Raw genomic sequence first — 13,592 nt, 5'->3', positions numbered from 1 at the left:
GTCGACGGGGACGGCGGGATCAGCGAGGCGAGACGGGGCTGTCGGTGGTGGACCGGCGCTGGGCCAGGGCGGCGAACGCCGTCAGGGACTCGGGGTTGGCCAGGGCGCCCTTGGCCGCCGCGCTGTCCACCGGGGTACCCGTGAGGATCTTCTTGACCGGAACCTCCAGCTTCTTGGCGCTCAACGTTCTCGGCACGGCCCGGACCTGGTGAATCTCGTCCGGCACGTGCCGCGGCGACAGCGCGGTACGCAGCTCCCGGCAGATCTTCTTACGCATGTCGTCGTCCAGCTCCAGGCCCTCGGCGAGCACCACGAACAGCAGCAGCTCACCCGCGCCGCCCTCGTCGTCCTCCAGGTGCACGACCACCGAGTCGACCACCTCGTCCAGCCCCTCGACCACCGAGTAGAACTCGGCCGTCCCGAGGCGTACGCCGCCCCGGTTGAGCGTGGCGTCGGACCGGCCGGTGATCACGCACCCGCCGCGCTCGTTCACGGTGATCCAGTCGCCGTGCCGCCACACCCCGGGATAGACCTCGAAGTACGCCTCCCGGTAGCGCGCGCCGTCCCTGTCGTTCCAGAACCCGACCGGCATGCTCGGCATCGGCTCGGTGATCACCAGCTCGCCGAGCTGCCCGATCACCGCGCTGCCGTCGGCCGAGCGGGCCTCCACCTTCGCGCCCAGCGCCCGGCAGGCGATCTCCCCCGCGTACACCGGCAGCAGCGGCACGCCGCCGACGAACCCGGTGCACACGTCAGTGCCGCCGGACAGCGACTGGAGCTGGAGGCGGTCGCTCACGTTCTCGTACACCCAGGTGAAGCCCTCGGCCGGCAGCGGCGCGCCGGTCGAGCCGAGGCCTCGCACCGCGGACAGGTCGGCGATCTCACGCGGCACCAGGCCGGCCTTGCGGCAGGCCAGCAGGAACGGCGCGGACGTGCCGAAGTACGTGGTGCCGGTGTCGGCGGCCAGCCGCCACAGCGCACCCAGGTCGGGGTGGCCCGGGTTGCCGTCGAACAGCACGATCGCCGCGCCCACCGCCGGGCCGGAGACCAGGAAGTTCCACATCATCCAGCCGGTCGTGGTGAACCACAGGAACCGGTCGGACGGACCCAGGTCGTGGTGCAGCGCCAGCATCTTGAGGTGTTCCAGCAGGATGCCGCCGTGGCCGTGCACGATCGGCTTGGGCAGGCCGGTGGTGCCGGAGGAGTAGAGCACGTAGAGCGGGTGGTCGAACGCCACCGGCGTGAACGTCAACGGCTCGTCGGTCGGCGCCGCCAGCTCCGCCCACGGCAGCGCGCCGTCGGGGGCCGGGCCGTCCGGATCGAGGTACGCGATGGCGACCGTGTGCCGCAGCGACGGCAGCGCGGCCCGGATCGCGGCCACCTCGGCGCGCCTGTCCACAGGCTTGTCGCCGTACCGGTAGCCGTCCACTGCCACCAGCACCGTCGGTTCGATCTGCTGCCAGCGGTCGGTGACGCTGCGGGTGCCGAACTCGGGCGCGCAGGAGGAGAAGATCGCGCCGAGGCTGGCGGTGGCGAGCAGCAGGACGTACGTCTCCGGGATGTTCGGCGCGTACGCGGCCACCCGGTCGCCCGCACCCACGCCGAGGCGGCGCAGCCCGGCCGCCACCCGGCGGACCCGCTCGCGCAGCTCGGCGGCGGTGAGCGTCTCCGGGGCGCGGGTCTGCCCGTGCGCGATCACCGCCGGGTCGTCGTCGCCCAGCCCCGGCATGCGCAGCACGTTCTCGGCGTAGTTGAGCGTCGCGCCGGGGAACCAGCGGGCGCCGGGCATGGCCCGGTCGGTCAGCGTCGCCGTCGGCGGGGTGTGCGCGACCACGTCGAACCAGTCCCAGATCGAGCGCCAGAACGCCTCCAGGTCGGTCACCGACCACTGCCACAGCGCGTCGTAGTCGGCGAACTCCAGCCCACGGTGCTCGGCCAGCCAGCGCAGGTAGTCACCGATCCGGGACCGCTCCCGCACGTCCGCCGGCGGCGTCCACAGCACGTCAGCCACTGATCCACCCTCCCTGAGGCCCTGCCACGACGGTGTGCCGGGGCCGTGGCGCCATCTTGCCCTACCTCGTGCCGCCATTGTCCGCGCCGGGCACGGCGCACGGGGCGTGGCCCGCCCACACCCCGCACCCCCACCCCATGTGGCCCGCGTGTAAGGAAGGGCCCCCTGTTAACGCCTCCGGTAGAGGAAGGGCCCCTTGTTAACACCTCGCCCTCCGCGGGTGTCCAGGCGCCGGTGGAGGCGGCGTGTGTCGGCGGGGGTGTTAATAGGGGTCCCCTCCTCTACCGGAGGCGTTAACAAGGGGCCCTTCCTTGCACCTCAGCCGGCGCGGTGGGCCTGGATCGCCCGGCGGCGGGCCAGCCGGTGCGCCCGCCGGATCTCGGCCTCCCGGAAGCGGCGCTCGTCCTCCGGCGTCTCCGGCAGCACCGGCCGGACCGGACGGGGCGTGCCACCCACGTCGACGCCCACGAAGACCAGGTACGCGGTGGCGACCCGGACCGGTTCCTCCTCGGCCGAGTCCCAGCGCTCGGCGACCACCTTCACGCCGACCTCCATCGAGGTGCTGCCGGTCCAGTTGATCTGGGCGTGCGCGTGCACGAGGTCGCCCACCCGGACCGGCTCGGAGAAGACGATCTCATCGATGGAGGCGGTCACCGCGGTGCCGCCACTGTGCCGGGCCGCCGCCGCGCCGGCAACGTCGTCCACGAATTTCATCAGTACCCCACCGTGCACGGTCCCGTACAGATTGACATCGACCGCGGTCATGATGCGACTGAGCGTGACGCGGGAGTACGAGGTCGGTTTACCCGGCGGGACCGCGGGATGATCTGTCATGCCGAAAACGGTACGGTGCGCGGATGCGACATCTCTGGAGCTTCCTCGCCGGGTTGGCGGTGGCGCCCGTCACCTGGGTGCTCGTCACGCTCGGTCAGGACGGATCTGAGCGGACCGTCGACCGCTGGGTGGAGATCGGGACGTACAGCACGCCGAACCTGATCGAGCCGGCCGTCTATCTGGGCGTCGCCGGCATCCTGCTCGGCCTGCTCGGCACGTTGCGCTTCTCGCCGCTCGGCCCGCTCGTGGCCGGCCTGCTGCTCGCGGTCCCGTACCTCGGGCTGTTCGTCGCGCCGTTCAGCGTGCGGGACCGGGTGCCCGGTGACCTGAAGCTGCTCGGTGACCCGCTGCCGCTGCGCGACCCGCTCGACAACGGCACGCTGTTCCTCATCGGCGTGCTGCTGCTGATGGCCGTGTTCAGCACGAGCCGCTGGCGGCGTCCCGCCACACCCGCGCCGGCCGAGGCGGAGCTGACCCCGGCCGCCTCGCCGGTGGAGCACAAGCCGACGCTCACCGACTGGCCTCCGGCGCCGGCGAAGGACCCGGACACGCCACCGCTCACGCTGGCGTACCCCGAGAGCCCGACCGAGCCGCTGCCCCGCCGTACCGGCGGCGAGTCGCCGTGGTCCGCCCCGCCGCGCGGCGCGGGCCGGCCGGAGGGCACCGAGAGCCGTTGAACGAGCGCGGGCGGGCCGGTGTGCACCGGCCCGCCCGCCCGAACGCCTCCGGTCAGCCCTTGAGCAGCTGACGGGCCATGACGATGCGCTGCACCTGGTTGGTGCCCTCGTAGATCTGGGTGATCTTGGCGTCCCGCATCATCCGCTCGACCGGGTAGTCGCGGGTGTAGCCGTAGCCGCCGAGCAGCTGGACCGCGTCGGTGGTGATCTCCATGGCGGCGTCCGAGGCGAAGCACTTCGCGGCCGCGCCGAAGTAGGTCAGATCCGCGTCGCCGCGCTCGGACCGGCCGGCGGCGGCGTACGTGAGCTGCCGGGCCGCCTCCAGCTTCATGCCCATGTCGGCGAGCATGAACTGGATGCCCTGGAAGTCGGCGACCGGCTTGCCGAACTGCTTGCGCTCCTGGACGTAGCCCTTGGCGTAGTCCAGCGCGCCCTGGGCGATGCCGACGGCCTGGGCGGCGATGGTGACCCGGGTGTGGTCCAGCGTCTTCATCGCGGTGGCGAAGCCGGTGCCCTCGGCGCCGATCATGCGGTCGGCCGGGATCCGTACGTTGTCGAAGTAGACCTCGCGGGTCGGCGAGCCCTTGATGCCGAGCTTCTTCTCCGGGGCGCCGAAGCTGACGCCCGGGTCGGACTTCTCCACGACGAAGGCGGAGATGCCCTTCGACCGGGCTGTGGGATCGGTCACGGCGAAGACGGTGTAGTACTCGGAGACGCCCGCGTTGGTGATCCACCGCTTCACGCCGTTGAGCACCCAGTGGTCGCCGTCGCGTACCGCCTTGGTGGTCATCGCGGCGGCGTCGGAGCCCGCCTCCGGCTCGGAGAGGCAGTAGGAGAACATGCCCTCCCCGGCCGCTACCGGAGTCAGGTACTTGCGCTTGAGCTCCTCGGAGCCGGCCAGCAGCAGCGGCATGGTGCCCAGCTTGTTCACCGCCGGGATCAGCGAGGACGAGGCGCAGGCCCGCGCCACCTCCTCGATCACGATGGCCGTGGCCAGCGCGTCCGCGCCGGCGCCGCCGTACTCGACCGGGATGTGCGGGGCGTGGAAGTCGGCGGACCGCAGCGCCTCGTAGGACGCCTTCGGGAACTCACCTGTCTCATCGGCCTCAGCGGCATGCGGTGCCACCTTGGCCGCACAGACCTCACGGACCGCCTCCCGGATCGCCTCGTGCTCCTCCGGCAACCGGTAGACGTCGAACGACTGCTCTGCGGCCATGTCGGCCCTCCCCTTTCACCGCTATCATGCGCAGTCTGTACCGCCCGGGGGCCGAAGACTGCCGCAAACTGAAGGATAGCCACCGGCCCCTGCCGGACCTTACCGGCGGGTAGGCTCGCGCCCGAGCGTCGCCCGCCCGGCCCCACTACCCTCACAGCAGAAATTCAGTTCCCTCGGTGCCCGGCCCAGGCGCCCCCAGCAGAATGCGACGCATGGAAGCGCCGCCAGTGCGAGCGGAGAAGACAGGCGTGACGATTCCGTACCCGAACACCCAGCCGATGCCCGCCATCGCCGCGGTGACCCCGCCGTCCGGCGCCCCCCGCCCCCGGGTGACGTTCCTCGGCACCGGCTACCTCGGTGCGACCTACGCCATCTGCTACGCCGAACTGGGCTACGAGGTGCTCGGCTTCGACGTCGACGCGGACAAGATCGCCAAGCTGAACGCCGGTGAGGTGCCGATCCACGAGCCCGGCCTCGACGAGCTGCTGCGGCGCAACCTGGCCGCGGGCCGGCTGCGATTCAGCACGGACATCAACGAGACCGCCGACTTCGGCGACGTCCACTTCATCTGCGTCGGCACCCCGCAGCGGGCCGACGGCATGGGCGCCGACCTGTCGTACGTCGAGGCGTCCGTGACCAGCCTGGCCCAGCACCTGACCCGTAAGGCGCTGATCGTCGGCAAGTCCACCGTGCCGGTGGGCACCGCCGAGTGGGTGGAGCAGCTCGTCGGCAAGCACAGCCCGGCCGACCTCGGCGTCGAGGTGGCGTGGAGCCCCGAGTTCCTCCAGGAGGGCTTCGCCGTCGACGACGTGCTGCGTCCGAACCGGATCGTGGTCGGCGTCAAGAGCGAGTGGGCAAACGGCATGCTCTACGCCGCGCACAAGGGCGTCTTCGACCTCGCCGCCACCGAGGACCGCGAGGTACCGCTCGTGGTCACCGACTTCGCCACCGCCGAGCTGGTCAAGGTCGCCGCGAACGCGTTCCTCGCCACCAAGATCTCCTTCATCAACGCGATGGCGGAGGTCTGCGAGGCCGCCGGCGGCGACGTCACCCAGCTGGCCCGCTCGATCGGCTACGACCCGCGCATCGGCAACCGCTTCCTCCAGGCCGGACTCGGCTTCGGCGGCGCGTGCCTGCCCAAGGACATCCGCGCCTTCCAGGCCCGCGCGCAGGAGCTGGGCGCCGGTGAGGCGCTACGCTTCCTGCACGAGGTCGACCTGATCAACCTGCGCCGGCGCAGCCGCGTCGTGCAGCTCGCCGCCGAACTGCTCGGCCGCCGCTCCGGCCCGGCCGGGCCGGACCTGTCCGGCACCCGCGTCGCGGTGCTCGGCGCCACGTTCAAGCCCAACACCGACGACGTACGCGACGCGCCGGCGCTCGCGGTCGCCGCGCTGCTCGGCAAGGCCGGCGCCGACGTGCACGTGTTCGACCCGCAGGGGATCGAGAACGCGCGCCGCGCGGTGCCCGAGCTGACGTACGAGGAGACCATGAACGACGCCGTCCGCGGCGCCGACCTGGTCTGCGTACTCACCGAGTGGGCCGAGTTCCGCAACGCCGACCCGGTGGCCCTGGGCGAGCTGGCCAACGGCCGCAAAGTGGTCGACGGGCGCAACTGCCTCGACTCCACACTGTGGACGCAGGCCGGCTGGGAGTACCGCGGCATGGGCCGCCCCTGATCCGCTGACCGCGCGGACCGGCCGCCGGGGAACGTCTCCCGGCGGCCGGTCCGCTTTTTGTTGTCCGGAACGCGGCGGCAACTGTCGAAATCCCGGCCCACTCAAGGCATGCTGCCTCTGGGAGGTCCACAGTGCGAGGGCACGGGCGGACGGGAGACTGTCGTGGAGAGCTTCAGGTGCGCCTCGTGCGGGCAGGACATCAAGCCCGCCGTCGTCTGCCCGCACTGCGGCGCGCACCAGCCGCAGTGGGCCGAGCACCTGGCCGACATCGAGCGCTCGATCGCCGAGATGAAGGCCCGCGACGCCGAGATCGCCCGGGAACAGCGGCAGATCGCCGCCAAGATGCAGGCCGCCCTCTTCCAGCGGGACATCCTGGCGCACGCCGGTGAGGAACGGGTCCGGCAGGCCACCCGGCCGCGCCGGGTCCTGCGCCGCCGCCCCGGCCGCCGCCCGCCCACCGCCGCCACCGGCGCGCCGCCCCGGGTGCCCCGCCAGGGCACCTCCCCGTCCGGGCCGCCGGAGGACCTGCCCCCGTCGCCGCCGCGCGGTCGCCCCCGCTGGCTCGATGCGGACGACCCGGAGCACCCGCCCGAGGCGTCCTCGCGCGAGGTGCAGAACATCCCGCTGGGGCTGGGCGCGCTCCTGCTCGGCGTCGCCGCGGTGGTCTTCGCGGCGGTGGCCACCAGCTCGATGGACGCGCTGGCTCGTCTCGGCGTACTGCTGGTGGCGACGGCGCTGATGCTCGTCGCCCCGCCGGTCCTGGCCCGGCGCGGGCTGACCTCCACCGCCGAGACCGTCGCCGCGGTCGGGTTGCTGCTGGTGCCGCTGGCCGGGTACGCGCTCTGGGCCGTGGACCGGGTCGGCGGCGACGGATCAGGTGCCGCGTTCGCCGGGACGATCTTCCTGGTCACCACGCTCGTCGCCCTGGGGTACGCGTACGGGACGGGTCTGCGCGCGCCACGCTTCGCCACAGTGCTGGCCGCCCAGCCGGTGCTGCCGCTGCTGGCGTACGAGCGGATCACCGGGCCGGTCGGCTGGGCGCTGGTGCTCACCGTGGTGGCCGTGCTCGACCTCGCGCTCGTCCGTTCCGCTGTGGTACGTGAGCGGCCGGTCCGGCGTGACCTGCCCGCCACCGCGCCGACCCCGCCCGTCCCGCCCCGGCAACGCGCCGACGAGGACCGGCCCGAGTCGGCGCCGGAGGAGGCCGGCGAGGTGCTCGGCGGGGACGCTCCCCCGGAGCCGGCCGCCACCGCCCGGCCGGTGCCGTGGCTGCCCGAGCTGACCTGGCTGCTGCACGGCGTGGCGGTCGCTGTCGCGCTGGCGTACGCGGTCACCGGCCTGCTGCGCGCCGCCACCGTCCCGCCGGCCGCCGCATCGGGCGCGGTGCTGCTGCTCGCCGCCCTGGTCGCGCTGGCCGGCACGCTCGTGCTGCGCCGGCCGCCGCTGCCCGATGTCGGCGCCGGCATCCTCACGCTCGCGGTGATCGGCGCGCTCGGCCGGGTCGCCTCGGTGGCCCTGCCGGGCCGGTCCCTGCTACTGATCTCCGCCGTCATCGCGCTGACCGGGCTCGCCGTCCGGGCCGTACCGGAGGCGGCCCGGCGGGGTCCGCAGCTCGCGTCGGCGGTGGCGCTCACGGTCAGCGGCCTGGTGGTCGCCGGTGGCGCGCTGCGCGCCGGGCTGGCGCCGCTCCGGGCCGCGCTGCCGGCCTGGTCGGCGGACCTGAGCGAATGGCACGCCGAGCTGGCCCGGGCGGTCGGCCCGACCGGCTGGCAGCTCGCCGCCAGCGCGCTGCTGCTCACCGTCGCCGCCGTGATCGCGCTGCCGCCCGAGATCCGGCGTGAGTTCGCGGTGGTCGGCGCGGCGCTCACCGCGCTCGCCGTACCCGCGTCGCTCGGCCTGGGGTGGGCGGCGGCCTGCTGGCCGATGCTGCTGACCGCGGTCGTCGTCGGTGTGCTCGGGCTGAGCGCCGGCACCGAACGCGCGGCGGTGACACACGCGGTCACCGCGGCCGGGCTGGGCCTGATCGGCGCCGGCGCCGCGCTCGCCCGGCCGGCGCTGACCGCCGCGGCGCTGACGCTGCTCTTCCTGGCCGGCGCGCTGGTCTCCCTCGCCCCTCGGGTCCGGCTCGCCGCCGCCGCGACCGACACCGTCTGCGCCTGGGCGGCCGGCGGCGCGGCGTTCGCGCTGCCGGGCGCCGTCGCCGCGTTCGTCGCCGCCACCGCGCCGACCCCGCCGATCACCACTCCGGCGAACCTGCGCGAGATCACCGTTCCGATCCTCGCGGCGAGCTTCCTCGCCGTCTGCGTCACGCTCGGCTACGCCGCCCTGGTGCAGGTGGCGCAGCGGCACCTGAGCATTCCGCACGCGCTGGGCACCGTGCTCGGCACGGTGGCCGTCGCCGCCGCCGCGTTCGGCGCGCCGGGCGCGACCTCGGCGGACGCCTGGGTGGGCAGTCTGCTCCTGGTCGCCGCCGCGCTGCTGGCGCTCGCGCCGCGCATCGACGCGGGGCGCCGCGCCGACATGTCCCTGGACGGGTCCGACCTGGCCCTGGCCGCCACCACCGTGGCGCTCGTCGCCACGCTGGCCCGGATCGCCGCGGTGCTCGCCCCCGGCGGTCAGCTCGTGGTGGCCTCCGCGCTGGTGCTGCTGGTCGCGGTGGCGGCCCGGGCGCTGCCGGAGGAGTGGCGGCGCGGACCGATCCTCGGCATCGCCGCCGGTGGCCTGCTCCTCGGCCTGATCGCCGCCTGGAGCGCGCTGCGCGGCGGGCTCGGCGTGCTGGCCACCCCCGGCCCGATCTGGGCCGGGGACCTGAGCGGGTGGCCGGCCGCGCCGACGGGCGGGTCGACCTGGCAGGCACCGGTCGCGCTGGTGCTGCTCGCGGTGACCGCCGCCGTCCTGCTGCCGGCGCCGTGGAAGTACGACGTTTCTGGCCTGGCCGTCGTGCTCGCCACGGTGGGCGCGCCGGCCGCGTTCGAGTTGCCCTGGTGGTCCCCGGTGGTGGTGGGCGCAATGGTGGCCACTGTCTACGGCATGGCGGCCGTGGCCGCTGTCGATCCCCGGGCCTCGCTGTCCCGGGCCACGGTGGCCGGTGTGGTCGCGCTGCACGCGGCCGGGGCGGGACTGGTCCGCCCGGGGACCACGGCGCTGGCGCTCGGCAGCATCGCGCTGATCGGGGCGACGGTGGCCGCCCTGGCCCGTACGCTCGCGCCGTCGCTCGTGGACGACGTACGCGCCGAGGGCATGCCGCCGCACCTGGTGCAGGTGGGCGGCGCAGGCGCGGGCGCCGCGGTGCTCGCCCTGCCCGGCGCGGTGGCCGCCCTGGCCGCCGCGTTCGGCCACCCGCCCCAGGTGGTGCTGACCGCCGCGCTGGCCGCCACCAGCATCGGTCTGGCCGCGATCGCGGCCGCGCGCCGGTACGTGCCGCAGTACCTCCCGTTCGCCAGCGTGGCGGTGGTCGGCGCGGCCACCGTCACCGCTGCCGCCGCGCTCGCGGTCGGCCTGCCGGCGGGCGTGTTCGCCGCCGCCGCCGCGCTGCTCGGCGTGCTCGCCGAACTGGTACGGGCCGCCACGGTCCCGCCCGCCGGCTCGGCCCGGCCGGTACGCCGCTGGACCGTCCTGCTGAACGGGGCGATGCGACGTGACCCGGACGATCCGGTGCTGCGCTGGCGGGTCAGCCCGGCCGCCGGCGCGCTCGCCGCCGCGGCGTTGCCCACCGCGCTGGCGCTGGCCACACTGGCGCCCGCGCTTGTGGTGGCGTTGTTCTCGCCGTTCGCGGTGCTGAGCCGGGTGTGGCAGGGGCCGCCACCGGAGCTGCTGACCCCGCCGGCGAACGCGGTGAATCCCACCCACGTGCTCACCGCGCTGCTGCTCACAGTGACCGCGGCGCTCGCCGCCACCGGGTTCAGCGGGGGCCGGCGGTCCCGTGCGGTGCCGGTGATCCTGCCCGGGGCGGCGGTCACGCTGCTGATCACGCCGGTGGCGCTCGGCCGAGGCTGGCCGGTGACCGCGCTGGCCGCGCTGGCGGTGTTCACCATCTCGATGCTCGGCCTGGCGCTGACCCCACCGCCGGCGCTGGCCGAGCCGGGCCGGTCGATCCGGGTGGCCCGGGTGCTGGTCTTCGCCCTCGGGCTGGCCGCCGGTGGCGCCGGGCTGGCCGGCAGCCTCGCCACCAGCGACCTGACCGTGTTCACGCTCGGCGGCGCGGTGGGCGTGGGCGCCGTCGCCGCGCTGTTCGGCACCACCCAGCGCGCCCGCATCCTGGGCTGGCTGTTCGGCTCGCTGATGGCGCAACTCTTCGTGCTCACCGTCGGCCTGAAGTCCGGGCTCGCCGCGGTCTGGTCCGCCTTCGGGGTACTCGCGGTCGGCGCGGCGTTGCAGGTCTTCGCCGCCACACTGCCCCGGCTGCGCCGCCCCGAGGCGTACCGGGAGGCGGCCACCGTCGAGTGGAGCGGCTTCGGGGCGGCGCTAATCGCGCTGGCCCTGGCGTACGACTCGCCCCGGCACATCGCCGCGCTGCTGGCCGCGTGGGGCGCGGTCCTCGGGGTGGCGGCCACCCGTCCGGGGCGGCGGCCGATGGAGCGCAACCTGCTGTTCTGGGCGGTAGTGGCCTGCGAGATCAGCGCCTGGTGGATCCTGATGCGGGTGGCCGACGTGGCGCTGCCGGAGGCGTACACGCTGCCGTTCGCGGCGCTCGCCCTGCTGGTCGGGGTGCTGCAACTGCGCCACCGGCCCGACCTGTCGAGCTGGGTGGCGTACGGCCCGGCGCTCGTCACCGCTTTCCTGCCCACGCTTGCGATCGTGATCGCCACCGACTCCAGCATGCTGCGCCAGGTGCTGCTGCTACTCGGCGCCGTCGCGGTGCTCATCTTCGGCTCGACCAGCCGGCAGCAGGCCCCGGTGATCGTGGGCGCCGCGGTGACCGCGATCGCGGCCGTGCACGCGCTGTTCAGCCTCGGCCCGTGGCTGGTGCTGATCCCGGTCGGCATCGTGCTGCTGGCGCTGGGCGCGAGCAACGAGCGTCGCCGCCGCGCCCAGGAGCGCCTGCAGACCGCGCTGCGCGGCATGCGGTGAGCCGATCGGGCCTGGCGGTGCCGGGCCCGCCCGACTCACGCCCGACGCCGGGCCGCGTGCCCGCCGGTCCGCGGCACCTCACCCGGCCGGTCCGCGGCACCCTGCCCGGCCGGTCCGCAGCGCCCTGCCCGGCCGGCTCGCGGCGTCTCCCCGGCCGTTCAGTCCGGTCACACTCCGTGTCGAAGTGCCGGGGCGGGCGGGCACCTCTCTGCCGACTTTGCTCTGCAGCCACGGAGGCAACGGTCGCCCACCGTGACGAGTGCCGCTGCGGAGCCAATTTCGAGGAAACGCAGAACCGCAGGTCAAGGCCGCGCCGCGTCGATGGCTGCAGAGCAAAGTCGGCGGAGGGCACAAACAGGCCCGCCCAGCTGGTCACGCTCAGCAACCAACCGAGTTAAGCACGAAGAGTGACGAACGGTCAGGTGAGGGAGGCGCGCAGCGCGGCTTCCTTCTCGGCGACCAGATCCTCCAGGCTCGCCTGGTAGGCGGCCATCCTGTCGCGCAGCACCGGGTCGGCGGCGCCCAGGATGCGTACCGCCAGCAGGCCGGCGTTGCGGGCGTTGCCGATCGAGACGGTGGCGACCGGCACACCGGCCGGCATCTGCACGATGGACAGCAGCGAGTCCATCCCGTCCAGGTACTTGAGCGGCACCGGGACACCGATCACCGGCAGCGGGGTGACCGAGGCGACCATGCCGGGCAGGTGGGCCGCCCCGCCCGCGCCCGCGATGATCACCTGAACGCCCCGGCCGGCGGCGGCCCGGCCGTACTCGATCATCTTGCCCGGGGTGCGGTGCGCCGAGACCACGCCCACCTCGTACGGCACGCCGAACTCGTCCAGCGCCTCGGCGGCGGCCCGCATGACCGGCCAGTCCGAGTCGCTGCCCATGATCAGCCCGACGGTGCTCATCAGTGCCCCTCCTGGAGCCAGCGGGCGGCACGCGCGGCCCGGGCCCGTACGTCCTCAAGGTCGTTGCCGAGCACGGTGACGTGCCCGATCTTGCGGCCGGGGCGGACCTGCTTGCCGTACAGGTGGACCTTGGCCCCGGGCTCGGCGGCGAACAGGTGGTGCAGCCGCTCGTCGATGGAGATGCCGCCCGGCCCGCCGCCGAGCACGTTCGCCATCACCACGACCGGCGCGGTCAGCGAGGTGTCCCCCATCGGGTAGTCGAGGACCGCCCGCAGGTGCTGCTCGAACTGCGAGGTCCGGGCCCCCTCGATGGTCCAGTGCCCGGAGTTGTGCGGCCGCATGGCCAGCTCGTTGACGACCAGCCCGGACGGCGTGTCGAACAGCTCCACCGCGAGCAGGCCGACCACACCGAGCGCGGTCGCGAGGTCGATGGCGAGCTGCTGCGCGGCGACGGCCTGCTCCTCCGGCAGGTCGGGCGCGGGCGCCAGCACCTCGACGCAGATGCCGTCGCGCTGCACCGTCTCCACCACGGGGTACGCGGCGACCTGCCCGAACGGCGACCGCGCCACCTGCACGGCCAGTTCCCGGCGCAGCGCCACCCGTTCCTCGACCAGCAGCGGGGTGCCACCGGCGAGCAGCGTGGCGGCCAGCTCACCGGCCGCGCCGGCGTCGTCGACCATCCAGACGCCGCGCCCGTCGTAGCCGCCCCGGGCGGCCTTGAGCACCACCGGCCAGCCGGTCTCCTCGCCGAAGGCGATCAGGTCGGCCGGGGACTCCACCGGACGCCAGGCCGGGTTCGGCGCGCCCAGCTCACCGAGCCGTTCCCGCATCACCCGCTTGTCCTGCGCGTGCACCAGCGCCTCGGCCGGCGGGAACAGCTTCACGCCCTCGTCGGTCAACGCGCGGATGTGCTCGTTGGGCACGTGCTCGTGGTCGAAGGTGACCACGTCGCAGCCCTTGGCGAACGTACGCAGCGCGGCCAGGTCGGTGTGGTCGCCGTACTGGACGTCGGCGGCGACCAGCGCGGCGCCGTCGTCCGGGGCGAGCGCCAGCACGCGCAGCGACTGGCCGAGGGCGATGGCGGCCTGGTGGGTCATCCGGGCGAGCTGGCCGCCACCCACCATGCCCACGACGGGGAGACCGGTACGGGAGTCCATAGCGCCGCCAGCCTATAAGGGCCGGTGCCGGGCCGGACCGC

General features: G+C 74.2%; 8 protein-coding genes. 3 read left to right on the top strand and 5 right to left on the bottom strand.

The features are described 5' to 3' along the window. Window positions 1-19: 19 nt before the first annotated feature. Both J3R08_RS04415 and J3R08_RS04410 read right to left on the bottom strand, forming a co-directional pair. Complete coding sequence (locus tag J3R08_RS04415; protein WP_209960078.1) at window positions 20-2,011, bottom strand: acetoacetate--CoA ligase; 1,992 nt, start codon at window positions 2,009-2,011, stop codon at window positions 20-22. Window positions 2,012-2,329: 318 nt separating this feature from the next. Further along, window positions 2,330-2,845 carry an acyl-CoA thioesterase gene (locus tag J3R08_RS04410; protein ID WP_030501344.1) on the bottom strand — a complete coding sequence of 172 codons (516 nt, stop codon included), beginning with the start codon at window positions 2,843-2,845 and terminating at the stop codon, window positions 2,330-2,332. 23 nt (window positions 2,846-2,868) lie between these two features. Between J3R08_RS04410 and J3R08_RS04405 the strand changes: the two genes are divergently transcribed. Further along, entirely contained in the window at window positions 2,869-3,522 is a 654-nt protein-coding gene (locus J3R08_RS04405) for a hypothetical protein (RefSeq protein WP_209960076.1), read from the top strand. 52 nt (window positions 3,523-3,574) lie between these two features. Here the strand turns inward: J3R08_RS04405 and J3R08_RS04400 are convergent, their stop codons facing one another. Next, window positions 3,575-4,738 (bottom strand): acyl-CoA dehydrogenase family protein, encoded by a 1,164-nt coding sequence (locus J3R08_RS04400; protein ID WP_043326488.1) that lies wholly within the window; start codon window positions 4,736-4,738, stop codon window positions 3,575-3,577. Window positions 4,739-4,986: 248 nt separating this feature from the next. Here J3R08_RS04400 and J3R08_RS04395 point away from each other — a divergent pair, with 248 nt between their 5' ends. Both J3R08_RS04395 and J3R08_RS04390 read left to right on the top strand, forming a co-directional pair. Then, a complete protein-coding gene (locus J3R08_RS04395) occupies window positions 4,987-6,414 on the top strand; it encodes a UDP-glucose/GDP-mannose dehydrogenase family protein (RefSeq protein ID WP_043326489.1) in 1,428 nt (475 codons plus the stop codon). Between the two features lie 162 nt (window positions 6,415-6,576). After that, on the top strand, window positions 6,577-11,484 hold the full coding sequence (locus tag J3R08_RS04390; protein ID WP_209960074.1) for an SCO7613 C-terminal domain-containing membrane protein: 4,908 nt from the start codon (window positions 6,577-6,579) through the stop codon (window positions 11,482-11,484). Window positions 11,485-11,902: 418 nt separating this feature from the next. Here J3R08_RS04390 and purE read toward each other — a convergent pair whose 3' ends face one another. Continuing rightward, on the bottom strand, window positions 11,903-12,394 hold the full coding sequence (purE, locus tag J3R08_RS04385; RefSeq protein WP_104114281.1) for a 5-(carboxyamino)imidazole ribonucleotide mutase: 492 nt from the start codon (window positions 12,392-12,394) through the stop codon (window positions 11,903-11,905). After that, window positions 12,394-13,551 carry a 5-(carboxyamino)imidazole ribonucleotide synthase gene (locus J3R08_RS04380; RefSeq protein WP_209960072.1) on the bottom strand — a complete coding sequence of 386 codons (1,158 nt, stop codon included), beginning with the start codon at window positions 13,549-13,551 and terminating at the stop codon, window positions 12,394-12,396. Before J3R08_RS04380 ends, purE begins: the two co-directional genes overlap by 1 nt. Window positions 13,552-13,592 lie beyond the last annotated feature (41 nt).

It is taken from the genome of Micromonospora sp. HB375 (assembly GCF_017872985.1).
In the GTDB taxonomy this organism is placed as follows: Bacteria; Actinomycetota; Actinomycetes; order Mycobacteriales; family Micromonosporaceae; genus Micromonospora; species Micromonospora chalcea.
Note: the sequence above shows the minus strand (reverse complement) of the source record. Positions and strands in the feature narration are given on the sequence as shown.

Coding starts and splice junctions, on each gene's coding strand:
- J3R08_RS04405 (WP_209960076.1), top strand. CDS start 2,869: ATGCGACATCTCTGGAGCTTCCTCGCCGGGTTGGCGGTGGCGCCCGTC.
- purE (WP_104114281.1), bottom strand. CDS start 12,394: ATGAGCACCGTCGGGCTGATCATGGGCAGCGACTCGGACTGGCCGGTC.
- J3R08_RS04400 (WP_043326488.1), bottom strand. CDS start 4,738: ATGGCCGCAGAGCAGTCGTTCGACGTCTACCGGTTGCCGGAGGAGCAC.
- J3R08_RS04380 (WP_209960072.1), bottom strand. CDS start 13,551: ATGGACTCCCGTACCGGTCTCCCCGTCGTGGGCATGGTGGGTGGCGGC.
- J3R08_RS04410 (WP_030501344.1), bottom strand. CDS start 2,845: ATGACAGATCATCCCGCGGTCCCGCCGGGTAAACCGACCTCGTACTCC.